The organism is Aliiroseovarius sp. B-4 (assembly GCF_056857795.1).
The window spans coordinates 303,769-325,799 of record NZ_JBSXNV010000040.1; the positions used below are offsets into that span (position 1 = coordinate 303,769).

General features: G+C 60.6%; 22 protein-coding genes. 10 read left to right on the forward strand and 12 right to left on the reverse strand.

Features of this window, described 5'->3' with window-relative positions; all coding sequences use genetic code 11:
- Positions 1 to 3 precede the first annotated feature (3 nt).
- A complete protein-coding gene (gene rocF, locus AC13C8_RS15345) occupies positions 4 to 933 on the reverse strand; it encodes an arginase (RefSeq protein ID WP_091431423.1) in 930 nt (309 codons plus the stop codon).
- Positions 930 to 1,886 carry a citrulline utilization hydrolase CtlX gene (ctlX, locus tag AC13C8_RS15350; RefSeq protein WP_091431425.1) on the reverse strand — a complete coding sequence of 319 codons (957 nt, stop codon included), beginning with the start codon at positions 1,884 to 1,886 and terminating at the stop codon, positions 930 to 932. The genes rocF and ctlX overlap by 4 nt, the downstream gene beginning before the upstream one ends.
- Before the next feature lie 125 nt (positions 1,887 to 2,011).
- On the opposite strand from ctlX, the gene AC13C8_RS15355 reads away from it, so the two are divergent.
- From AC13C8_RS15355 to AC13C8_RS15375, 5 genes are all read left to right on the forward strand, one after another.
- Positions 2,012 to 2,437 carry an Lrp/AsnC family transcriptional regulator gene (locus tag AC13C8_RS15355; RefSeq protein ID WP_091431426.1) on the forward strand — a complete coding sequence of 142 codons (426 nt, stop codon included), beginning with the start codon at positions 2,012 to 2,014 and terminating at the stop codon, positions 2,435 to 2,437.
- Positions 2,438 to 2,498: 61 nt separating this feature from the next.
- On the forward strand, positions 2,499 to 2,939 hold the full coding sequence (gene trxC, locus AC13C8_RS15360) for a thioredoxin TrxC (RefSeq protein WP_091431428.1): 441 nt from the start codon (positions 2,499 to 2,501) through the stop codon (positions 2,937 to 2,939).
- A gap of 92 nt (positions 2,940 to 3,031) precedes the next feature.
- The gene (locus AC13C8_RS15365; protein ID WP_482848148.1) at positions 3,032 to 4,522 is read left to right on the forward strand and encodes a di-heme oxidoreductase family protein; all 1,491 of its coding nucleotides are present in this window, start codon (positions 3,032 to 3,034) and stop codon (positions 4,520 to 4,522) included.
- Positions 4,519 to 5,547 (forward strand): imelysin family protein, encoded by a 1,029-nt coding sequence (locus AC13C8_RS15370; RefSeq protein ID WP_482848149.1) that lies wholly within the window; start codon positions 4,519 to 4,521, stop codon positions 5,545 to 5,547. Before AC13C8_RS15365 ends, AC13C8_RS15370 begins: the two co-directional genes overlap by 4 nt.
- 1 nt (position 5,548) lies before the next feature.
- Entirely contained in the window at positions 5,549 to 6,622 is a 1,074-nt protein-coding gene (locus AC13C8_RS15375; protein WP_482848150.1) for a DUF1513 domain-containing protein, read from the forward strand.
- A 65-nt stretch (positions 6,623 to 6,687) separates the two neighbouring features.
- Here the strand turns inward: AC13C8_RS15375 and AC13C8_RS15380 are convergent, their stop codons facing one another.
- From AC13C8_RS15380 to AC13C8_RS15390, 3 genes are all read right to left on the reverse strand, one after another.
- The gene (locus tag AC13C8_RS15380; RefSeq protein WP_482848152.1) at positions 6,688 to 9,192 is read right to left on the reverse strand and encodes a GcvT family protein; all 2,505 of its coding nucleotides are present in this window, start codon (positions 9,190 to 9,192) and stop codon (positions 6,688 to 6,690) included.
- A 109-nt stretch (positions 9,193 to 9,301) separates the two neighbouring features.
- Positions 9,302 to 9,970 carry a hypothetical protein gene (locus tag AC13C8_RS15385; RefSeq protein WP_482848153.1) on the reverse strand — a complete coding sequence of 223 codons (669 nt, stop codon included), beginning with the start codon at positions 9,968 to 9,970 and terminating at the stop codon, positions 9,302 to 9,304.
- A gap of 14 nt (positions 9,971 to 9,984) precedes the next feature.
- Positions 9,985 to 10,971, reverse strand: a complete 987-nt coding sequence (locus AC13C8_RS15390) for a 2-hydroxyacid dehydrogenase (protein ID WP_482848155.1) — start codon at positions 10,969 to 10,971, stop codon at positions 9,985 to 9,987.
- 139 nt (positions 10,972 to 11,110) lie between these two features.
- On the opposite strand from AC13C8_RS15390, the gene AC13C8_RS15395 reads away from it, so the two are divergent.
- Both AC13C8_RS15395 and AC13C8_RS15400 read left to right on the forward strand, forming a co-directional pair.
- Positions 11,111 to 11,647 (forward strand): SH3 domain-containing protein, encoded by a 537-nt coding sequence (locus AC13C8_RS15395; protein ID WP_407639055.1) that lies wholly within the window; start codon positions 11,111 to 11,113, stop codon positions 11,645 to 11,647.
- 51 nt (positions 11,648 to 11,698) lie between these two features.
- Complete coding sequence (locus AC13C8_RS15400; RefSeq protein WP_091431445.1) at positions 11,699 to 12,613, forward strand: cation diffusion facilitator family transporter; 915 nt, start codon at positions 11,699 to 11,701, stop codon at positions 12,611 to 12,613.
- A 2-nt stretch (positions 12,614 to 12,615) separates the two neighbouring features.
- On the opposite strand, the gene AC13C8_RS15405 is transcribed toward AC13C8_RS15400, so the two are convergent.
- The 6 genes from AC13C8_RS15405 to AC13C8_RS15430 form a co-directional block, all read right to left on the reverse strand.
- Complete coding sequence (locus tag AC13C8_RS15405; protein ID WP_482848156.1) at positions 12,616 to 14,640, reverse strand: M3 family metallopeptidase; 2,025 nt, start codon at positions 14,638 to 14,640, stop codon at positions 12,616 to 12,618.
- 75 nt (positions 14,641 to 14,715) lie between these two features.
- The gene (locus tag AC13C8_RS15410; protein WP_482848158.1) at positions 14,716 to 15,198 is read right to left on the reverse strand and encodes a GNAT family N-acetyltransferase; all 483 of its coding nucleotides are present in this window, start codon (positions 15,196 to 15,198) and stop codon (positions 14,716 to 14,718) included.
- Entirely contained in the window at positions 15,191 to 16,222 is a 1,032-nt protein-coding gene (locus AC13C8_RS15415) for a HesA/MoeB/ThiF family protein (RefSeq protein WP_482848159.1), read from the reverse strand. The genes AC13C8_RS15410 and AC13C8_RS15415 overlap by 8 nt, the downstream gene beginning before the upstream one ends.
- A gap of 12 nt (positions 16,223 to 16,234) precedes the next feature.
- Complete coding sequence (dut, locus tag AC13C8_RS15420; RefSeq protein ID WP_482848160.1) at positions 16,235 to 16,702, reverse strand: dUTP diphosphatase; 468 nt, start codon at positions 16,700 to 16,702, stop codon at positions 16,235 to 16,237.
- Positions 16,699 to 17,904 (reverse strand): bifunctional phosphopantothenoylcysteine decarboxylase/phosphopantothenate--cysteine ligase CoaBC, encoded by a 1,206-nt coding sequence (coaBC, locus tag AC13C8_RS15425; RefSeq protein WP_482848162.1) that lies wholly within the window; start codon positions 17,902 to 17,904, stop codon positions 16,699 to 16,701. Before coaBC ends, dut begins: the two co-directional genes overlap by 4 nt.
- Positions 17,905 to 17,979: 75 nt before the next feature.
- Complete coding sequence (locus tag AC13C8_RS15430; RefSeq protein WP_482848164.1) at positions 17,980 to 18,768, reverse strand: ChaN family lipoprotein; 789 nt, start codon at positions 18,766 to 18,768, stop codon at positions 17,980 to 17,982.
- A gap of 82 nt (positions 18,769 to 18,850) precedes the next feature.
- Here AC13C8_RS15430 and cobU point away from each other — a divergent pair, with 82 nt between their 5' ends.
- From cobU to AC13C8_RS15445, 3 genes are all read left to right on the forward strand, one after another.
- A complete protein-coding gene (cobU, locus tag AC13C8_RS15435) occupies positions 18,851 to 19,405 on the forward strand; it encodes a bifunctional adenosylcobinamide kinase/adenosylcobinamide-phosphate guanylyltransferase (protein WP_482848166.1) in 555 nt (184 codons plus the stop codon).
- Entirely contained in the window at positions 19,402 to 19,986 is a 585-nt protein-coding gene (locus tag AC13C8_RS15440) for a histidine phosphatase family protein (protein WP_482848167.1), read from the forward strand. The genes cobU and AC13C8_RS15440 overlap by 4 nt, the downstream gene beginning before the upstream one ends.
- Before the next feature lie 92 nt (positions 19,987 to 20,078).
- Positions 20,079 to 21,599 carry a YifB family Mg chelatase-like AAA ATPase gene (locus AC13C8_RS15445; RefSeq protein WP_482848169.1) on the forward strand — a complete coding sequence of 507 codons (1,521 nt, stop codon included), beginning with the start codon at positions 20,079 to 20,081 and terminating at the stop codon, positions 21,597 to 21,599.
- Here AC13C8_RS15445 and AC13C8_RS15450 read toward each other — a convergent pair.
- Positions 21,559 to 21,927 (reverse strand): alpha/beta hydrolase, encoded by a 369-nt coding sequence (locus AC13C8_RS15450; RefSeq protein WP_482848171.1) that lies wholly within the window; start codon positions 21,925 to 21,927, stop codon positions 21,559 to 21,561. The two genes, AC13C8_RS15445 and AC13C8_RS15450, sit on opposite strands and share 41 nt — an antisense overlap.
- Positions 21,928 to 22,031 lie beyond the last annotated feature (104 nt).

Sequence of the window (22,031 nt, forward strand, 5' to 3'; positions counted from 1 at the left end):
AGATCAATAACTTTGTGTGCGACGGTCCAGCACACGGCGGCCGAACAGGCTTGCGGTCAGGTCCACCATCAGGCGCGCCGTGCGTCCACGGTCATCCAGAAACGGGTTCAGTTCGACCAGGTCGAGCGAGGTGACAAGGCCGCTGTCATGCAGCATCTCCATGATGTGATGGGCCTCGCGGAAGGTGGCTCCGCCGGGAACCGTGGTGCCCACGGCTGGCGCGATGTCGGGTTCGATGAAATCCACGTCAAGGCTGACATGCAGAAGCCCGTTGGCCTGCGCGACCCGATCCAGAAACGGCAACAGCAGCTTGGCCAGCCCGTGTTCATCAATGGCCCGCATATCATAGGCATGTGCGCCTGAGGCTTGCAGCAAATCCCGCTCCATCCCGTCAACCGAACGCAAGCCAATCAAGCACAAGTTCTGTGGATCAAGTTGCGCGGGTAACGGCTTGCCCAGCATGTCCGGGAATCCGTCCAGCCCGCAGGCAAACGCCACGGGCATGCCGTGAATGTTCCCACTTGGCGAGGATGCCGGAACGTTGAAATCGGAATGTGCGTCCAGCCACAGCACGAATTGCGGGCGACCCATTTCGGCAGCAGCGGCCACATGGCCGGTGACGGTGCCCATGGACAGCGCATGATCGCCGCCCAGATATATCGGCAACACATCCTGCTTTGCCAGTTCATACGCATGGCGGTGCAGGCTGCGCACCCAACCCGCGACTTGAGGCAGTAATTTCAGATGGCTGTGTTCTGTTTCAAGCGTTCCGACCTCGTCGCGCTGCGCATCTCCAAGATCGGCGACCTCGTGACCCAGCGACGCCAGTTCCTCGGCCAGGCCGGCAGTGCGATAGGCCGCAGGCCCCATGATACAGCCGCGACGACCAGCGCCTTCCTCTATCGGTGCGCCAAGCAGGTGGATGTTGGTCATTGGGCCTCTCCTTCCGGGGTAAGGTGCGGACGCGGGCTGAGGTGAATGCCCGCAATGGTGCAGCGCACGGACCCGCCCGCCATTTCGATTGTCGGGATGTCCAGCGGCAATATCTTCAGATGCGTTTCAATTCGCTGGCGTTGCGCTGGGGCCATGGCCGCCATGGCGCGCGAGGACATCGCCAGCAGTCGCCCATCGCGACCCTGCAGCTCGATGGCATTGCCTGCGAAATCGGCAATCTGGTCCTGCGACAGGTCGATGACCTCGCGATCACCCTGCGAAAGACGGTCGCGAATTTCGTCCCGACGCGCGACATCGCGGATGGTCTCCAGCCCTATCAGCGCCACATCGGTGCCGATGCACATCAACACATTGGTATGATAGATCGGCAAACCGGCGGCGTCATAGGCATCAAACACCATCGGCTCATAGTTGAAATGCGTGCAGAACCGTTCCAGCAACACCTCGCTTGTGCGCTTGGACCGCGCGGCATAGGCCACACGTTCCACGTGATCCAACACCATCGCCCCGGTGCCTTCAAGGAACAGCCCGTCCTGCTCCAGCCCCGAATAGTCGATGATGTCCTGCACACGATAGCGGTGCTTGAGCATGTCCAGAATATCGGGGCGCCGTTCGATGCGGCGGTTCGAAGAATACATCGGATAGACCGCCACATGCCCGCCAGGATGGGTCGAGAACCAGTTGTTCGGAAACACGGCGTCCGGGCGGTCATCACGCGGATCGTCAAACAGGTGAACCTGCACTCCCTCCTCGCGCAGGGCCTGCACCGCTGTTCTGATCTCGGCCTGCGCCTGTGCGGCCAGGTTTTCCGCGGCATCCGCGGGGGCATCAGTCTGAAATCCATTGTCCCGCGCCGTTTCGGCATTCGGGTGAAAACGATGCGGGCAGATCATGATCACGGCGCTTGGCGCCTGAAGCGAGCTTTGTGGCATTCTGGGTCTCGGGTCAAAGTGAATACCCAATCATAGCAACTTCATGATTTCAAAAATAATACGCAAATTTATTACTAAACTCAAATCATGTTGCCATATTTTACAGTTTCACTTAACAATTTGTTATGCACATTTTTGATGACCTTGACCGCAACTTGATCGCCGTCCTGCGCGAGGATGGCCGCGCGCCGATCTCCAAATTGGCCGAAATCCTCGGCGTTTCCCGCGCTACCGTGCAGGCGCGGCTTGATCGCCTATTGGACAGCGGCGCGGTGCTGGGCTTTACCATTCGCGCGCGACAGGACCATGGCCCGGACGGGGTTCACGCGATCATGATGATCGAAGTGTCGGGCCGATCCACGACCGCCGTTATCAAGCGTCTGCGCGGATTGCCGGAATTGCGCAGCCTGCATTCGACGAACGGGAAGTGGGATCTTGTGGCGCAGTTGACCGCCGAAAGCCTGACGGATTTCGACCGGGTGCTGCGCGATGTGCGGGTGGTCGAAGGGATCACCAACAGCGAAACCAGCATTCTACTCAGCACGGTCTGATCCCTTGACGGCAGCCTGTCGCAACATCATATGCCGTTTATAGAATTTATAGGAGCGCCCAATGCCCAGTTCTGCCAAAATGACTTGCCTTGAATGTGGCAGCGTAAACCGTGTTCCAACCGACAAGCTGGGCGCGGGTCCGAAATGCGGCACCTGCGGTGCGAAACTGTCGGACGGCAAGGTGCGCGAGTTGGATCCGACCACTCTCTCCAAAGCCGCAAAAAACGATGACACACCTTTGCTGGTGGATTTCTGGGCGCCTTGGTGTGGACCTTGCCGATCAATGGCGCCTGCGTTCGCACAAGCTGCACGGTCGATGTCTCCGCAAGCGCGGTTTGCGAAGGTCAACACGGAAGACCACCCCAACGTCTCGATGAAAAACAATATCCGAGGCATTCCAGCGCTGATCCTTTACCAAAACGGCAAAGAGGTCGCGCGTCATGCCGGGGCCATTCCAGCCAATGCAATCGAAGCATTCGTGCGCAAAAACGCGAAACTGTAGCTGCACAAGATTATCCTGACTATTTTTGTCAGAACCACTTTACGTCGCTGCCATCCGCCAATAGAACTGGGCGCGTTCTGTAGGAGCCTGTGATGCGCCGCCCGGTCTTTCTGGTACTTTTTCTGATCAACGGCCCGATGGCGATGGCCGAGGGCCACCCCCCTTGGGGCGAGCCGCATTTGACCGCAGTTTCCCGCACCGAGGCCGAAATCAGTCGGATTAAAGCCGCTGTTGCCACCGCACAGCATACTCCCTCTCCTTACGAAAACCGCTCTGGCGGTGCAGCCACAGCGATGTCACCCCCGGCACAATCGCCATTTTCGCAACCTTCGTCGGGGCTGACTGCCGATCAGCTGCTCGATTTCAGGCTGGGCGAGGCGTTGTTTGAAAAACTCTGGGTGCAGGGACCCGCTTCAACCATTTCATCAGACGGGCTTGGCCCGCTTTACAACGCCCGCGCCTGCTCTGCCTGTCACGTCAATGATGGACGGGGATATCCGCCAACTGACCCCACCGACCCAACCCCCGGCCTCGTCTTGCGGCTGTCGCAGACCAGCGCGGACGGTTCGAGACAGCCTGATCCCAATTATGGGTTTCAGATCCAGGACCGGGCAATTTCAGGGCATGTGGCAGAAGGCTCGCTCCGTATCACCTACAACACCCGACCTGTGCCCTTGGCGGACGGATATATCGTTGAATTGCGCGAACCAAATTACATGCTCACCTCGCCAACATATGGCGCACTGGACGATCAGACCATGACTTCCCCCAGAATCGCGTCGCCGATGATCGGGCTGGGACTGTTGGAGGCGATCCCGGAAGCAGACATCCTGGCGAATGCCGATCCTGATGACAAAGACGGCGATGGCATTTCCGGTCGCCCCAACCGCGTCTGGTCGCGCGAGTTTGATCAATGGATGTTGGGCCGGTTTGGTCACAAGGCAGGCAGCCCGACGATACGTCAACAAACCGCCGACGCGGCCAATGGCGATATCGGCCTGTCCAGCGGATTGTTTCCCGCACCGCACGGCGATTGCACCGAGCAGCAAGCAGACTGCCGCGCTGCGCGCAATGGCAACTCCGCGTCGCAGCGCAATCAGGAGCTGGGTGACATGGCGCTAGATCTGATGACATTCTACGCCGCCAATCTTGCAGTTCCGGTGCGCGAAAAAGCAGATGATGAACTGGTTCTCAGAGGGAAGTCTCTGTTTCACAGGTCAGGCTGCGCAGCCTGCCACCAGCCTGCGTTTGTGACACATCGCCTGCCGGACAATCCCGCGCGATCCTTTCAACTGATCTGGCCTTACACCGATCTGCTTCTGCACGATATGGGCGACGGGCTGGCGGATCACCGCCCGGAACGGCAAGCGACGGGTCGGGAATGGCGCACGCCGCCCCTGTGGGGTCTTGGCCGCACCGAACAGGTTGGCGGGAAAAAGAGCTTTCTTCACGATGGGCGCGCGCGTTCGGTGCTGGAAGCCATCATGTGGCACGGAGGAGAGGCGGTGGCGGCCCGCGAAAACGTCCGCCAGTTAAATACCGCAGATCGCGCTGCCCTGATCGCGTTTTTGGAGTCGTTATGAGAAAATTCGCCACCCTTGTGACCGCCTGCCTGATGCCTGCAATTGTGTGGGCAGCCGACCCATCCCCGACCATCGACCACGTCGCGTTGACCGGCCGTGTGCTTGCCGTGCTGGAGCGTCAGTTTGGCGCGTTCCGGAACGAAACCGCCACTCTGTCCGACACCGCGACTGCATTTTGTGACGGGACCACCGATCGAAGCCACGTTGATGATGCCCTTGCCAGTGCGTGGCGCGCATGGGCCCCGCTGGACGCCTATCAGTTCGGCCCGATAGAGACGCAAGCTGCGGTACTGACCGTCAATTTCTTTCCGGACAAGAAAAACTTTGTCGGACGTGCCGTGTCGGACCTGCTTAAGCGTCCCGTGAACGAACAGGCAGACCCCACCGTGATCGGTGCATCCAGCGCCGGCACTCAAGGGTTGCCCGCGCTTGAACGGCTGTTGTTCGATGACATGCAGACCTGCCCGGCACTGGTCGGCGTGGCGGGCAACCTGGCCAGGATTGGGACGGCGCTTTATGATGGATGGTTTGCACCCGATGGCTGGGCTGACCTTGTCAGGGACGCAGGTCCTGACAATCCGGTTTATATATCTCATCAGGAGTTTACCCGCCAAATCTTCACCGCGCTGGACTTTTCGATCCTGCGCCTGCGCGAACATCGCATCGGGCGGGCGCTTGGCACCTATGACCGCAGCTTTCCCTCACGGGCCGAGGCATGGCGGTCCGGCGTCACAAATGACATCATGGTCGCGCAGATCGACGGTTTGACCGAGATTGTCGATGATGGATTTGCCGGTGCCGTTTCCGATGCCACACGGGCCGAGATCACTCAGATCGCGCAAGACATTCAAACGCGCGTTCAGGCCATCGGCGCACCGCTGTCACAGGCGTTGAGCGACCCGCAGATGCGCATTCGGGTGGAAACCTTGCAAACCAAACTGAACTATTTGCAACTTCGGCTTGATCAGCAGATCGGCGAGGTTCTGGGGGTCGACGCCGGGTTCAGCGCCGGCGACGGGGATTGATATGAAACGCCGAAGTTTTCTTGCAGGCGCGTCTGCCAGTTTTGGACTGGGCAGTCTGACCGCACCTTCATGGGCTGCCGCCGGTGCGCCCGATTTCATCACGGCAGGCAATCGGACCGATAAAACCTCGTGGCTGGTGGGCCTGACACGCGCGGGCGACGTGGTGTTCCAAATCGCAATTCCCAGCCGGGGCCATGCGGCGGCGGTCAATCCGCAAGCTGCGCAGGCCGTTGCCTTTGCGCGTCGTCCGGGTCGCTTCGCCGTGGTGATCGACTGCGCCAATGGCCGCGAGATCGCACGGCTGGAAACGCCCGAGGGGCGGCATTTTTATGGCCACGGGGCCTTTTCGGCGGATGGGAGGACCCTGTTCACCACGGAAAACGATTTTGACGCCCCAGCGGGCGTCCTTGGCATCTGGGACGTGTCCGATAGCTATCGCCGCGTGGGCGAAGTGTGGTCTGGCGGCATCGGTCCCCATGAAATCCTGCGACTGCCCGATGGCGGCATTGTCGTCGCCAATGGGGGCATCCAGACCCATCCCGACATGGAGCGTGCAAAGCTGAACCTGCCGACGATGCAGACCAATCTGACCTATCTAAACACCGAGGCCAGTATTGTGGATCAGATCGAACTGACCGGCGCGATGCACCAGAACTCGGTCCGACATATCGCAATTGATGGCGACGGTGGTGTTGTGGCAGCGTTGCAATGGCAGGGTGCACCAACTCGGAAGGTGCCGCTGGTCATGCGCCACCGAATCGGAACGAGCGTCGAATTCCTGTCTCATCCCGATCAGCATCTGTTGAAAAACTACGCCGGATCCATCGCCGTCTGTCCGCAAACCGGCGAGATCGCCGTGACCGGACCAAAAGGCAGCACCATTATCTATTTCACCCAAACGGGTCGTTCGGCAGGCAGTGCCGCCCGATCGACCGCTTCAGGTGTAGCGCCAGCGCCGGATGGTGGCTTGATGATCACCTGTGATGGCGGCTTGGTTCATCGTGTGGATGGGGCGGAAACATTTGTGCCTGTCGATCCGGAATGGTCATGGGACAACCATCTGATCGCATTGTGACTGTTTGACCCTGCAAAATGAACAGGCCCCGCAATTGCGGGGCCATTCTTTGGATCTTGCGGCACTCAGCCATCCTTGCGAATGGTTTCGTTCTTCGGGTCATAGGGGCTGTCGACCGCAATCTCGGCATCCCAGAGCTTATCAAACATCTTGACCTTCAGCTTGGTACCGGGAACCGCCAGATCGGGGCGGATATAGCCCATGCCGATGGATTTGCCGAACGCAACCGAATAACCGCCCGAGGTCAGGCGACCAATCTTGGTGTCCCCATCGTAGAGCGCCTCGCGACCCCAAGGGTCCGCATCCTCTGGCCCGTCGATCAGAAGCGTGACGCATTTTGAACGGATACCTTTTGCCAGCATCGCCTCCTTGCCGTGGAAGTCTTTCTCAAGATCAATAAAGCGCGGCAGATCGGCCTCTTGGGGGGTGGCGTCGCGGCCCAGTTCGGTGCCGAATGCGCGATAGGATTTTTCCTGTCGCAACCAGTTCTGCGCCCGCGCGCCGACCAGCTTCATGCCGTGCTTCTCGCCCGCCGACATCAATAAATCCCACAGATAGTTCTGCATCTCGATCGGGTGGTGAAGTTCCCAGCCAAGTTCGCCGGTATAGGCCACACGGATCGCATTCACAGGACACATGGCCAGCTCGATTTTTCGGGCGGTCAGCCACGGGAAACGCTTGTTGGACAACGCGGTTTTTGGATCGGCGTCCCTGATGACCTCGTTCAGAACGTCGCGCGATTTTGGCCCGGCGATGGCGAATACGCCCCACTGGGTGGTGACGTCCTGGATCTCGATATAGCCGAATTCGTCCATCTTATCTTCGGCGGCCTTGCGCATGAAGTCGGCGTCATATTCTGTCCATGCACCGGCCGAGACGAGGTAATAGCTGTCTTCACCATTTCGCACGATGGTGTATTCGGTGCGCGTGGTGCCCGCCGCCGTCAGCGCATAGGTCAGGTTGATCCGGCCAACCTTGGGCAGCTTGTTGCAGGTGAACCAGTCAAGGAACTGCGTCGCGCCCGGCCCTTTGACAACATGCTTGGTGAACGCAGTGGCGTCGATCAGCCCAACACCTTCGCGGATCGCCTTCGCTTCTTCGACCGCGTATTGCCACCATCCGCCACGGCGGAAGCTGCGCGCGTCGTGGTCGAAGTTTTCCGGCGCATCCAGCGGGCCGTAATAGTTCGGGCGCTCCCACCCGTTGACGAACCCAAACTGCGCGCCGCGTGCGGCCTGACGATCATAGGCGGGCGAGGTGCGCAGGGGTCGGGCCGCCGGGCGCTCTTCGTCGGGGTGGTGCAGGATATAGACGTGGTCGTAGCATTCTTCGTTCTTGCGCGCCGCAAACTCGGTCGTCATCCAGTTGGATGAATATCGTTTCGGGTCAAGGGCCGCCATGTCGATCTCGGCCTCGCCATCGACCATCATCTGGGCCAGATAGTAACCGGTGCCGCCCGCTGCGGTGATCCCGAAGCTGAACCCTTCCGCCAGCCACATGTTACGCAGACCGGGAGCCGGGCCGACAAGCGGATTGCCGTCAGGTGTGTAGCAGATGGGGCCGTTGAAATCATCTTTCAGCCCGCTTTCCTCGCAGGAAGGAATACGGTGGATCATTGCCAGGTATTGTTCTTCGATCCGCTCCAGATCAAGCGGGAACAGGTCGGCGCGGAAGCTGTCCGGCACACCATATTCAAAACAAGCGGGCGCGTTCTTTTCATAGACACCAAGGATCCAGCCGCCTCGCTCTTCGCGGACGTAAGATTGCGCGTCGGCGTCGCGGATAACCGGGTGTTCTGCCCCACCCCCGGCACGGTATTTCACCAACTCCGGGTCTTGGTCCATCACGATGAACTGGTGTTCAACCGGAATTGCCGGGATCTTGATGCCCAGCTTCCTGGCCGTCGTTTGGGCGTGGTTGCCCGAGGCGGTCACGACATGTTCGGCGGTGATGACGATCTGTTCGTCCGAAGGCACAAGGTTGCCGCCCTTTTCCACCATCTTGGTGCAGGTCACTTCCCAATGCGTGCCGTTCCAGTGGAACGCATCCGCCTGCCATTTGCGTTCAATCGCGACGCCTCGCTGGCGCGCACCCTTGGCCATCGCCTGTGTCACGTCCGCAGGGTTAATATAGCCGTCGGTGTTGTGATACAGCGCGCCTTTCAGGTCGGACGTCTCGATCAACGGCCAGCGGGCTTTAATCTCGTCCGGGGTCAGCCATTCATACGGAACGCCCACTGTCTCGGCGGTCGAGGCGTAAAGCATGTATTCATCCATACGCTCGTCCGTCTGCGCCATGCGCAGATTGCCAACCACCGCAAAGCCCGCGTTCAGACCGGTTTCTTCCTCAAGCGTTTTATAGAATTTGACCGAATAGTCGTGAATATGGGTCGTCGCGAAGGACATGTTGAACAGGGGCAGCAAGCCTGCTGCGTGCCATGTGGACCCCGAGGTCAGCTCATCGCGCTCCAGCAACATCACATCATCCCAACCCGCTTTCGCAAGGTGATAAGCGATCGACGTGCCGACGGCACCCCCACCGACGACAAGAGCTTTTACTTGGGTTTTCATGGGGCGACTCCCTTGGGGTATTTGCGTTGCATCATAGATGCCCCATGGCCATTCGCCATGCCAAGCCAGCCCGACCTTTGCCTGCGAGAAAACGACATCAGTGACGGTTTCAGCGCCCCAACGCTTCGCCCAGCCGGGTCACAGGCAGAACCGGACCGATCAGCGCGGCCAGATCGGCACGCCTTGGGTTGGTCGGATCAAACAGCGTCATGCACATGTAATCCTCGACCATCGCCGCCTGCGCCTCGAACCCATACGAGAGGTAAGCCCCCGCTTCGCGTCCTGGCCAGTAATAGGGATCACCGGGTCGCAAGCTTTCCGCCCCCGACCGGCCAGGTGTGTACCCAGTGCGGTCGCGGTTTTGCCACTGCCAGACATGCACGAATTCGTGCATCATCAGAAGGGCGTGCGGCATGGGTAGGCTTTTGGGCCAACCTTCAAACATGTCGTCGCGGTAAAGATCACGTTTCAAGAACACCTGATTCCACAGAACGAAACCCGCCGGAAACTCGATCTTGCGATCTGGTTGGGGCACCCGGTCGCAGACTCCCTTGGGCAGCTTGCGCGCGTCCTGCTTGGGTGCATCCTTTGGCGTCGGCTTGGCTTTCGGCAACGGCAGAACGCCGATACCCGCGCGCACGCGCACCTTGTCGGTATCAAGGCTGTCGCCAAAGACCAGGCGCGACATCTCGACCTCGGTATCGGACAGATTGCGGGCACAGCCAGCAGTGCCCAACACCACCAAGGCCCCCACAACCAAGATCACACGCGCCTTCATCGGAAACGAAAGCCCTACAGCATCCCCGGCACAACCTGATCGGGCGGACGGTGACCATCGGCGAAGGTCTTGATGTTGATCAGCACTTTCTCACCCATCTCAACACGACCTTCGACGGTGGCTGAGCCCATGTGCGGTAGCGCCACGACATTGGGCAGATCGCGCAGGCGGGGGTTGATCTCGTTCCCGTGCTCGTAAACATCCAGTCCGGCGCCCGCGATCGCGCCCGCCCGCAGCATCCGGGTCAGGGCGTTTTCGTCGATCACTTCGCCGCGCGAGGTATTCACGATCACCGCGTCCGGCTTCATCAGCTTCAGGCGACGGGCATTCATCAGGTGGAAGGTTGATGGCGTGTGCGGACAGTTGATCGAAATCACGTCCATGCGCGCCACCATCTGGTCAAGGCTTTCCCAATAGGTCGCTTCCAACTGCTCTTCGATCTTGGCGTGAAGACGCTTTCGGTTGTGGTAATGCACCTGCATCCCGAAGGCGCGCGCGCGCGCGGCGACGGCCTGACCGATGCGGCCCATACCCAGAATGCCAACGCGACGGCCCTGAATACGATGGCCGAGCATGGCAGTGGGCGACCAGCCCGCCCATTCACCCGATGCCATCAGCCGGATCCCTTCCGGGAATCGTCGCGTCACCGCAAGAATCAGGGCAATGGCCATATCTGCGGTGTCATCTGCCGACACGCCAGCCGTGTTCGAGACCAGAATGCCACGTTGCCGCGCAGAACCCACGTCGATATGGTCCACACCGGCCCCGTAATTGGCGATCAGGCGCAACCTCTCGCCTGCGCCGGCCAACATGTTCGCGTCGATCTGGTCATTGATTGTCGGGACCAGCACATCGCAGCGTGTCATCGCGTCGGCCAGTTCGGATCGGGTCATCGGTACGTCGTCATCCCGAAGCTCGACATCGAAAAGTTCTGTCATCCGGGTCTCTACGACCTCGGGCAACCGTCGCGTGACAACAACACTCAGACGTTCAGCGGCCATGCCCGCCCTCCCTTTGGCTTTTCTTTTGCGCGTCTCCCTGACAAAGTGACAAGGAACGAGGCAAGGCACAAGCACCGCCGGAACGCAAACGAAAGAAAATTGCGCGCGCGTTGGTGTGATAAAGGAAATGAGGGTGGAAATGCGGTTTACCAGCAGGTTGGCAGTGGTTGCAATCACCATTGTAGCAACGTTTTGGCATGGGCCCATAGCAGCGGACAAGATACAGGACCAAGGGCAGGTTGGCCAAAAACGCGGTTCGGTAACCAATCTGCCGATTCCACGGTTTGTTTCGCTTAAGACCTCAGAAGGTAATGTCCGGCGCGGGCCATCCCTGCGCCATCGCATCGACTGGGTGTTCAAGCATCCCGGGATGCCGCTTGAAATCACCGGCGAGTTTGACAATTGGCGTCAGGTTCGCGATCGTGATGGCGTGGGCGGATGGATACATTATGCACTTCTGTCTGGCGCACGCACGGCGATTGTCGATGCAGATCTCAGCCCACTTTACAGCCGCGCAGATGCCGAAAGCCAGATCGATGCTTATCTCGAGGCTGGCGTCATCGCGCGGCTCGAAACCTGCGACCTTGACTGGTGCCGGGTAAAGGCTGACGGCATCCGGGGTTGGACGCTGAAATCCAACCTGTGGGGGGTGCGCCCGAATGAAGTGATCGAATAGCACTTCGAACCGCACTTGCGTCCGGCAAAACCGCTGGGTAAGCCGGAAGTCATGACAGAAAAGCGGATCAGATTGAACCTTTCTGCCGGCATTGCCTCTGCTTCAGTGGCAGTGACGCTGGTGGCGCTGAAACTGTGGGCGCTGGGTCAAACGCAGTCGCTGTCGGTCGCGGCATCGCTTGCCGACAGCGCGATGGACCTGATGGTGTCGCTGGGTGCCTTGGCTGCAATCTGGTATGCGGCGCGCCCAGCCGATGACGACCACGCCTTCGGACACTCTGCGGCCGAAGACCTTGCTGCGCTTGGGCAAAGCCTGTTCATCATAGCATCGGCTGGGATCATCACATGGGCCGCCATCGCGCGGCTTTTGTCCGGGGAACCTGCGCCGATCATGGCCCATCAGCAGGGGATCGCCGTCATGGTCTTTTCAATTGCACTGACCATTGCACTGGTGCTTTGGCAAAGGCGTGTGGCGTCCCAAACAGGGTCGGCTGTCGTCAAAGCGGACAGTCTGCACTACGTGGGAGACCTCATCCCCAACATCGGCGCGATTTTGTCCCTTTGGGCTGCGAACCTGTTCGGCATGGAAGCTATCGATAGCGTTGTCGCCATTGGTGCCGCGATCATGCTGGTTGTCGGTGCCTTGCGCATATTCAAGACCGCGTGGGACGGCTTGATGGACCACGCCGCCGACCCCGATCTGGTAACTGGAGTCGAGGACATCGCCCGCAGCCATCCTGGGATTCACGGCTTTCACGACCTCAAGACCCGCCGGTCGGGATCGATCACCTTCGTAAACTTGCACATCGAGCTGGACGGCGAACAAAGCCTGAACGAGGCTCATGCGATCGGGGCGAGCCTGCGCCGGGCGATCTTGCACACCTTTCCTGATACCGACGTGATGATACACAAGGATCCGGTCGGGGTGACACCACACCCCGATGATCCGTCACGACAGGATACCTGAGGTCAGCCCCCTGCCAGCCCACGTCCTTTCAACAGCGCATCAACACCGGGCAGCCGCCCGCGGAACGCGATGTAAAGGTCTTCCGCTTCGATTGAACCGCCTTTGGACAGGATGTGATCTTCCAGCTTTCGCGCCATGTCGGGGTCGAACGCATCGCCGGTTTCCTTGAACGCCTCGAACGCGTCGGCGTCCATGACCTCGGACCACATGTAGCTGTAATAGCCGGATGAATAGCCGTCGCCCGCAAACACATGTGCGAAATGCGGGGTGGCGTGGCGCATCTTGATGGCCGGAGGCATTCCGATCCGCTCCAGTGTCGCCTCCTGCGCAGCTATGGCGTCATCTGGCGCGGGGCCGTCGTGAAAGTCCAGATCAACCAGCGCCGAGGACAGAAATTCTACCGTCTGGAATCCCATGTCATGGGTCGACGCTGCCAACAGGCGCTGCAACAGCGCCTTCGGCATCGGCTCACCGGTCTTGGCGTGGGTGGCAAATTTGCCCAGCACCTCGGGCACTTCCAGCCAATGCTCGTAAAGCTGGCTGGGCAGTTCGACGAAATCGCGCGCCACGGATGTGCCCGAGATCGACGGATAGGTCACATCTGACAACATCTGGTGCAGCGCGTGTCCGAACTCGTGGAACAGCGTTCGCGCATCGTCCCAAGACAGAAGCGCCGGTTGCCCTTTTTCAGGCTTGGCAAAATTACAAACATTGACCACCACCGGGCGAATATCGCCTGCCAGTTTCTGCTGGTCGCGGATCGTTGAACACCACGCCCCTGAGCGTTTCGAGCCTCGAGCAAAGTAATCCCCGATGAACACCGCGACATGCTTGCCATCGCGTGTCACTTCCCATGCACGGGTGTCGGGATGGTAGCGCGCCACACCGAGCGGTGCGAACTCCAACCCGAACAGCCTGTGCGCGGTGTCAAACGCGGCGTCGATCATGCGGTCCAGTTGCAGGTAGGGCTTGATCTCGGCCTCGTCCAGATCATGTTCAGCCTCGCGTCGCCGTTCTGCGTAAAAGTGCCAGTCCCACGGCTCCAGATCGCCGTTGTGACCGTCAGCATGTAGCATTTCTGTCATTTTTGCCGCGTCTTCCAGAGCCGACGCGCGGGCCGGTTCCCAGACCTGCATCAGCAAATCGCGCACCCGGTCGGGATGTCCGGCCATCTCGGTTTCCAGTTTGAATTGCGCGAAGTTGTCATAGCCCAGAAGGCGCGCGCGTTCTTCACGCAGAGCCAGCGTTTCGGCGGCAATGGCGCGGTTGTCGGTTTGGCCGCCGTTCGCGCCACGCGTGGTATAGGCCAGATATGCCGCCTTGCGCAGATCGCGCCGGGGCGAATGTTGCAGGAACGGCGTGATGACCGAGCGCGAGAGCGTGATTGCCGGACCATCACAGCCCTTTTCCTGACCGGCGGCGCGGGCGGCATCGACGACAAAACCCGGCAAGTCCTCCAGATCGCCCTCGGTCAGCGGCATGAACCACGACCGTTCATCGGCCAACAGGTTTTGCGTGAACTCTGTGCCCAATGTCGCCAGCTTTTGCTGCACATCTTTCAGCCGATCCCGGTCTGCGCCCTTCAACACCGCGCCAGACCGCACGAAGCGACGACGCGTCAACATCAGCACACGCGCCTGTTCGTCCGTCAGGTCCAAACTGTCGCGGGCCTGCCACAGCGCCTCGATCCGCGCATACAGCATTTCGTTCATCGTCACTTCCGACGAAAACGCCGCCAGACGCGGTGAAAACTTGCGTTGCAGATCCTCCCGGGCCGGTGTGCTGTCGGCACCGGCGACGTTGTAGAAGACCCCCAACACCTGATCCAGCAGCGCGTCGGATAGTTCCAGCGCCTCGATCGTGTTGGCGAAGGTGGGGGCAGCTTCGTTTTCGGCAATCTTGCGAATGGCCGCCCGTGTCTGATCCAGGGCTGCATCAAAGGCAGGCTCGAAATCCGCATCCTTGATTATGTCGAAAGGTGGCAGGTTGAACGGGGTGTCCCAGTGGGCCAGAAGCGGATTGGTCATCGGCAATTCTCCTTTACCCGGAAGCTATGTGCCGCGTGCGGGGATTACCAGAGATCCCGGCAGCCATTCGCCCATTCAGTCCTGATCAAGATCGCGGCGAAAGGTTTCGCAGTCCAGATCACCGACCTTGGTATTTCCCGTTCGAATAAACCCCACCTTCTCAAGCACGCGTTTCGAGGCGATGTTGTCCAGAAGCACACGCGCCTCAAGCGCCCAAACGCCCCGGTCGCAGGCCGCTTGGCAGGCCATCGCAACGGCGCGGGTCGCGATGCCTTGCCCGGTATAGGCCTGACCGACGCGATAGCCCAGTTGCGCCACACCCCCTTCCACCGCGGTCACGTTCACCCGCCCAACGATTCGTCCGCCGATCTTCAACAGGAACATCATCTCGCCCGCCTCCACCTGCTCGCGCACGATGTCGGTCAGGGCGGCAAGGTTCCAGTATGTATCCGGGCGCGGGCCGACATGCTTTTCGAACCACAGCCGGTTCTTGACTTCGAACGCGAACAGGCCGGGCGCGTCATCGACGCTGAGCGGAGCCAGTTCAAGCTCAGCCACAGCAGGGACATCCGTGGCGTCGCGCTGTGCGGATGACCCGGGTTTCCGCATACATCGCGTCATAGATCAGCATCCGCCCACGCAGCCCTTCGCCCGCACCAGCGATTTCTTTGATCGCCTCGGTTGCCATAATGGAACCGATGATGCCCGGCAAAGGTCCGACCACACCTGCCTCGGAACAACTGGGCGCAAGACCGGGGGCGGGCGCTTCGGGGAAGATGCATTGATAACACGGCGCGTCGTTCGCCGGATCGAAGGTCGACACCTGCCCTTCCCACTGGCTGAGCGCACCGCCAATCATGGGTATGCCCAGCGCCGCCGCGACCCGGTTGACCAGATAGCGGGTTTCGAAATTGTCGGTGCCTTCCAGCACCAGATCATAATCTCGCATCAGGTCCTGCGCGACGTCCGCTGTCAGACGGCGATTGTAAGGGCGGATGATGATCGCGGGGTTCTGTGCCCGCATCGCGGCTTCGGCGGAAAAGACCTTGGGCATGCCAATATCCGCGTCCCGATGGATGACCTGCCGTTGCAGGTTGGAATTGTCGACCGTATCATCGTCAATCACACCGATCGTGCCCACCCCGGCTGCCGCCAGATAGAGCAGCACGGGCGAGCCAAGTCCGCCAGCCCCCACCACCAGAACGCGGGCGTTTTTCAAGGCAACCTGCCCCGGCCCACCGATTTCACGCAGCACGATGTGGCGGGCGTATCGGCTCAGTTCGGTCTCGGAAAAGGGACCCTCTTGCGCATCAGCGACCGGCACCTTCGGCGCGCGCGCTTTCAGCCAAGCCAGCCCACGTCCATAAAGTGCGACCAGCGCAACGACGGCAAACAGCACGGCCCAAGAGGTGAAATTCCCGCCCAGCGCCACGCGGATGCCCGCGCCCTCAGGCAGAACCAAGTGGCTGAGCAACACGACCCCGCCCAGCAGCGCCGTCAACTGCCAGCGGCGCGCGACGGACAAGCCACCATAGCTGCCGCCCACCCAGATCACTGTCGCCCAGATCAGAACCCAGATCACTGCCGCCTCCGATCAGCCACGGCCCGTCGACCCGAAGCCACCCGTCCCACGCGCGGTGCCTGACAATGCTTCGACCAAAGCATAGCTTGCCTGCACCACCGGAGCGATCACGGCTTGCGCAATGCGGTCCCCATGCCCGACGCTGAACGGTTCGGCCCCAAGATTGATCAGGATCACCCCCAATGGGCCGCGATAATCGCGGTCGATGGTGCCGGGCGCATTCGCCAGTGTGACACCATGTTTCGCGGCAAGCCCAGACCGAGGTCGAATTTGCATTTCAAATCCTTCGGGAATTTCGACACGCAGACCCGTTGGCACGATGCGTCGTTCCATCGGGGCAAGCGTCCAACCGGTGGCGCGATCCGGCTCTGGCAAGTTGGCGCGCAGGTCGGCCCCTGCGGACCCGGTGGTCTCATAGCAGGGAAGGGCAATGGTCGGGTCGGCGCCTGCATCACGGGTCACATTGATAACTGGCATCACGCGTCCCCTCCGATCACTTCGGCAATCCGGGCGGCCAGTTGGCGCGCCACGTCGTCTTTGCCCATGCGCGGCCATGCCTCGGCCCCTTGATCCGAGATCAACGTCACCGCGTTTTCCGATCCACCCATGATGCCAGTCGCTGGACTTACATCATTGGCAACAATCCAGTCGCAGCCCTTGCGTTCGCGCTTGGCCGTGGCATGTGCGATCACGTCATTGGTTTCTGCGGCGAAGCCGACAACAAGAGCGGGGCGTCCCTGTTTCATCTGGCTGACAGTAGCAAGGATATCGGGGTTCTCGGCAAACTCCAGCACCGGCAGGCTACCCGCCTGATCCTTCTTGATCTTTTGGTCCGAGGTCCGCGCGACCCGCCAGTCGGCCACTGCGGCGGCAAACACCGCGGCACTGGCGGGCAGCGCGGCCTGCACCGCCTCCAACATCTGCCCGGCGGTCTGCACCTGCACGACCTTGACCCCGTCCGGTGGCGGCACATCCGCCGGGCCGGTGACAAAGGTCACATCCGCACCCAGCGCCGACAGCGCCCGCGCCAAAGCGGTGCCTTGCGCACCCGACGAGCGATTGGCGATATAGCGCACGGGGTCGATGGGTTCGTGGGTTGGGCCAGAGGTGACAAGCACATGTTTGCCCTTCAGAGGTCCGTCCATCAGGGCGGCTTCGACGGCGGCAACGATCTCCAACGGTTCAGCCATACGACCGGGCCCAAACTCTCCACAGGCCATGTTCCCATCGGTGGGGCCAACGAACAGAACGCCATCCTGCTTCAGAGTGACAATGTTGCGTTGATTGGCAGGGTGCTCCCACATCCGCACATTCATCGCAGGCGCAACCAACACACGCTTGTCCGTCGCCATCAGAAGGGTCGAGGCAAGGTCATTCGCCAGCCCTCCCGCCATTTTGCCCAGCAAGTCCGCCGTTGCCGGGGCCACAACCACCAGATCGGCGGCGCGGCTGAGTTCGATATGACCCATCTCGGCCTCGTCCGTCAGGTCGAAAAGGTCGGTGTAGACCTTGCGGGCAGCCAGACCGGACGCCGACAAGGGGGTCACGAACTTCTGCCCGGCACGGGTCAGAACGGGTGTCACCTCAGCCCCGCGTTCACGCAGTCGCCGGATCAGGTCCAGCGCCTTGAAGGCCGCGATCCCGCCGCCGATGATCAGAAGAATATGTTTGCCAGCCAGCATAGGCGCCCCCGGTTTAGCTTCTTCAGACAGTTACGGGACCTGCGCGCGTGGATCAATGGGCAGGACCGATGGTCTTCACTTGAACGTGTCGCACGGATCGGGGCGATCAACGCCGGGGGCATCATAGACAAGGTCAAACGTGCCCTCGGGGTCGATTCCATCTTCGGCCTGACCGATGCTTCTTACGACAAGATCCGGGCGGGCCTTTCGGAGCATGGCCGGCGCGCCCCAATCCGTCCGCGCGTGTCCGTTTCCGGTGATGACCACCACCGGGCGTCCAGCCGGGTCGATGGCCTCAATCGCCGCTTTTGCAAGCGTAGCATCACGCAGGCGCTGCACTTCGATCATGCCACCCAGCGCAATGCGAGGCATGGCTTCGCAATGTGCAAAGAACTGAAGGTCCAATCGCTGGTCGCGCTGTGTCTTGGGCAATGGTTGATCCAACCCAAACAGCTCTACATCGCCGTCGAAATGTGCAGCGACACCTTCGGTATAGCTGGCACGCGCCACGTCGCGCGGCACGGCAGCCCCAAATATTGCCGCCTCCGAGGCGGTGAAGATGGGCAGATACATCTCGTAGTCCGGCCAGCCGGCCTCTTCCCAAGCCGCGCTGTATCCTGAGATATCCTGGGTCAGCTCTGTGACCTGCTCGGGCGTCAGCATTTCAAGCACCAAGGCCGTGGGCTGCAACGCGGCCACAATCTGTGCCTGCACTTGATGGTGGGCCGGATTGTCATGGGTTTCCCCGATGATGACGACATCCGCTTTGGCCAACATTGCAAGATCATCCGCGCTGGGCACGGCATCCAAAGGCAGCGCAGCGGTTGGAACAATCAATGCAAACAGGAAAGAGTACAGCTTCATGACACGAAGCTAAGTCTGGTCGCGGACCACCTCAAGCGCTTTCGTCTTGGCGGACCCCGTGTCGCAGTGTTAGGCAATCGCCATGACTGTCACGCTCCCCCCCCTCACGCTCGTATTGGGCGGCGCTGCCTCTGGCAAATCGGACTATGCCGAACGGCTGGTCGGCGCAACCACACGCCCGATGCTCTATATCGCGACCGCACAGGCACATGACGCCGAGATGGCGGCGAAGATCGCGCGCCATCAATCACGGCGCGAATCACAGCGCGGGGCAGGCTGGCGCACGATCGAGGCCCCATTGGACGCCTCTCCCGCCCTTGCCGCCGCTGATCCGACCGAGGTCGCCCTGTTCGACTGCGTCACCATGTGGCTGTCCAACCATCTGTTGGCTGAGGCGTATTTGCCAGATGCCGAGGTTCGACTATTTGCTGCGCTCTCCGACTGCGCGGCGCCTGTCGTCATCGTGTCAAACGAAGTTGGTGCGGGCATTGTGCCGGAAAACCCACTGGTGCGACGGTTTCGGCAGGCTCAGGGTGAGTTGAATCAACGCCTCGCCCAGCGCGCGGATCTGGTGATCACGGTCATGGCAAGCTTGCCTTTGGTCCTGAAAGGTCGCTTGCCAAATGGTGCACCATGACCGCCCCAGTCAGTTGGTGGTGGGTTCGACATGGCCCGACGCATACCAACAGCATGGTCGGCTGGCGCGATGTGCCTGCGGATTTGTCGGACAAGGCTGCGCTGGCCCGCCTGTCTGCATATTTGCCGGATCATGCGCCCATCGTGTCGTCGGACCTGTCCCGCGCCATCACCACAGCGGATGCCGTGACGGGCAAGCATCCACGCCTTGCCCATCAGAAATCCCTGCGTGAGTTCAATTTCGGAGATTGGGATGGGTTGCATTGGGACGAGGTCGCCACCCGCGATCCCGCCTTGTCCCGCGCATTCTGGGAGACACCGGGCACGCATCAAGCCCCGAATGGGGAAAGCTGGGATCAACTCGCCAATCGGGTCTCGGGCACCGTCGAAGAGCTTAACGCCAAAGGGCTTCGCCACATCATCGCAGTGGCACATTTCGGGGTAATACTGACCCAGATCGCGCGGGCGGGCGGCCTGACGCCCTATGCCGCGCTGGGGCATAAGATCGACAACCTGTCAGTGACTCGGCTGGATTGGGATGGGCGGTTCTGGTCCATTCACTGCATCAATCACCTGCCCTGATTGACGCCCGCGACATCGGGACCAAGCAGAGCGGTTAACCATTCAGTAACCACGACCCCATATTCTGCGCTCTACACAATATGGGGTCGGTGATGGTCGCTCGAATAAACACGGTCGCGTTCGAAGGGATTCGCGCCCGATTGGTCGAGGTGCAATGCGCCCTGTCTCCGGGATTGCCAAGTTTCTCGATTGTCGGCTTACCGGACAAAGCGGTTTCCGAAGCCCGCGAACGGGTGCGTGCCGCCCTGTCTGCCATGTCGGTCGCCCTGCCCCCGCGCAAGATCGTTATCAACTTGTCGCCCGCCGACATCCCGAAAGAAGGGTCACATTTTGACCTTCCCATCGCTATGGCGTTGTTGGCCGAGGCGGGCATTCTGGCGCGGGAAGACATCGCAGACGTGGTAGCACTTGGCGAACTGGCGCTGGACGGAACCCTGCTGCCGGTTGTCGGTGCCCTGCCCGCCGCTTTGGCGGCCGCTGAAAAGGACATGTCGATGTTTTGTCCCAGGGATTGTGGCGCAGAGGCCGCGTGGATCGGCGCGACCAAAGTGCACGCAGCAACCTCGCTTGCCGCCGTCTTGCAACATTTCACCGGCCAGTCACCGCTTGCCGTCGCCGAGCCTGGCAAGGTCACGATCGAGACGACCATCAAAGACCTGCGCGATGTGAAAGGGCAGGAACGCGCCAAACGCGCCTTGGAAATCGCGGCGGCCGGGCGCCATCACTTGCTTCTGGTTGGCCCTCCCGGATCGGGAAAATCCATGCTGGCAGCACGATTGCCGGGAATATTGCCGCCCATGTCCCCCGCCGAGGCGCTTGAAACATCCATGATTCACTCGGTCTCTGGCCTGCTGGAAGGGGGTGGCATTTCGCAAGACCGGCCTTATCGCGCGCCCCATCACACAGCGTCGATGGCAGCGATTGTCGGCGGCGGACGCGGCGCAAAACCCGGCGAGATCAGCTTGGCCCATAACGGTGTTCTGTTCATGGATGAGTTTCCAGAGTTCAGCCGACAAGTGCTGGAAACCCTTCGCCAACCGTTGGAAACCGGCGATGTCACTGTCGCGCGCGCAAATGCGCATGTGCGCTATCCCAGTCGTTTTCTGCTGATCGCGGCTGCAAACCCATGCAAATGCGGCCATCTGACGGACCCCAACCGGGCCTGCAATCGTGCCCCTTTATGTGGTGAAGATTACATGCAGCGGATATCCGGTCCGCTGTTGGATCGGTTCGACATGCGGGTCGAGGTGCCGCCGGTGACGTTTCAGGATCTCGACCTGCCCGCGAATGGTGAGCCGTCGCAAACGGTTGCACAGCGTGTAATGGACGCCCGCGCCATTCAGGCTGAACGCTATGTGGGGCTAAATGGTGTGACGACCAATGCCGATATCGAAGGAAAGACCCTGACCGAATATGCCAGCCCGGATCAGGACGGGCGCGATACGCTGCTGAAGGCGTCCGAGCGGTTCGGCCTGTCCGCTCGCGGCTATCATCGGGTCTTGCGGGTTGCGCGCACCATCGCCGATCTGGCGGGCGCACCAGATGTCACCCGAAAACACGTGGCCGAGGCGCTTAGCTTTCGCCTTGTGTCCCATCGGGAAACTGTCGGTTGATGAAACTGGCCGCGCGTTGCAACGCAACGCGCGCTTCTGGCACCCACCCATCCAGTATGACCCATACATGTGGCGCATCCGGCCATTCGTCCAGTTCGACCTGACCCCCCGCATCTCGCAACCGCTGAGCCATCCGCAGACTTTCATCACGCAGGATTTCGGTTGTCGAGAACTGGAGGAAAGCTGGAGGTGGTGTCTTGAAGTCATGCAGAACCGGCGACGCGCGTTCGTCATCCGCGGGCTGTTCGCCAAGATAGTTTTCGACCACCAGATCGCGTCGTTCAGACGGTAAAAGATGCCGTAATGGGGCTGTCGGCGAATCGAGCACGTTTCGCTTGCTTGACAGCATGATGTGGAGTGCCGTTGCCCTTGATGCGCCTGCAGCGCGTCTACGAGGTCGTATATTTCCATGCGCCTCAATTCCTGAGAATA

What these genes read in the sequence shown, in the direction of transcription:
- rocF (WP_091431423.1), bottom strand. Translation starts at nt 933, where the DNA reads ATGACCAACATCCACCTGCTTGGCGCACCGATAGAGGAAGGCGCTGGT.
- ctlX (WP_091431425.1), bottom strand. Translation starts at nt 1,886, where the DNA reads ATGCCACAAAGCTCGCTTCAGGCGCCAAGCGCCGTGATCATGATCTGC.
- AC13C8_RS15355 (WP_091431426.1), top strand. Translation starts at nt 2,012, where the DNA reads ATGCACATTTTTGATGACCTTGACCGCAACTTGATCGCCGTCCTGCGC.
- trxC (WP_091431428.1), top strand. Translation starts at nt 2,499, where the DNA reads ATGCCCAGTTCTGCCAAAATGACTTGCCTTGAATGTGGCAGCGTAAAC.
- AC13C8_RS15365 (WP_482848148.1), top strand. Translation starts at nt 3,032, where the DNA reads ATGCGCCGCCCGGTCTTTCTGGTACTTTTTCTGATCAACGGCCCGATG.
- AC13C8_RS15370 (WP_482848149.1), top strand. Translation starts at nt 4,519, where the DNA reads ATGAGAAAATTCGCCACCCTTGTGACCGCCTGCCTGATGCCTGCAATT.
- AC13C8_RS15375 (WP_482848150.1), top strand. Translation starts at nt 5,549, where the DNA reads ATGAAACGCCGAAGTTTTCTTGCAGGCGCGTCTGCCAGTTTTGGACTG.
- AC13C8_RS15380 (WP_482848152.1), bottom strand. Translation starts at nt 9,192, where the DNA reads ATGAAAACCCAAGTAAAAGCTCTTGTCGTCGGTGGGGGTGCCGTCGGC.
- AC13C8_RS15385 (WP_482848153.1), bottom strand. Translation starts at nt 9,970, where the DNA reads ATGAAGGCGCGTGTGATCTTGGTTGTGGGGGCCTTGGTGGTGTTGGGC.
- AC13C8_RS15390 (WP_482848155.1), bottom strand. Translation starts at nt 10,971, where the DNA reads ATGGCCGCTGAACGTCTGAGTGTTGTTGTCACGCGACGGTTGCCCGAG.
- AC13C8_RS15395 (WP_407639055.1), top strand. Translation starts at nt 11,111, where the DNA reads ATGCGGTTTACCAGCAGGTTGGCAGTGGTTGCAATCACCATTGTAGCA.
- AC13C8_RS15400 (WP_091431445.1), top strand. Translation starts at nt 11,699, where the DNA reads ATGACAGAAAAGCGGATCAGATTGAACCTTTCTGCCGGCATTGCCTCT.
- AC13C8_RS15405 (WP_482848156.1), bottom strand. Translation starts at nt 14,640, where the DNA reads ATGACCAATCCGCTTCTGGCCCACTGGGACACCCCGTTCAACCTGCCA.
- coaBC (WP_482848162.1), bottom strand. Translation starts at nt 17,904, where the DNA reads ATGCTGGCTGGCAAACATATTCTTCTGATCATCGGCGGCGGGATCGCG.
- AC13C8_RS15430 (WP_482848164.1), bottom strand. Translation starts at nt 18,768, where the DNA reads ATGAAGCTGTACTCTTTCCTGTTTGCATTGATTGTTCCAACCGCTGCG.
- cobU (WP_482848166.1), top strand. Translation starts at nt 18,851, where the DNA reads ATGACTGTCACGCTCCCCCCCCTCACGCTCGTATTGGGCGGCGCTGCC.
- AC13C8_RS15440 (WP_482848167.1), top strand. Translation starts at nt 19,402, where the DNA reads ATGACCGCCCCAGTCAGTTGGTGGTGGGTTCGACATGGCCCGACGCAT.
- AC13C8_RS15445 (WP_482848169.1), top strand. Translation starts at nt 20,079, where the DNA reads ATGGTCGCTCGAATAAACACGGTCGCGTTCGAAGGGATTCGCGCCCGA.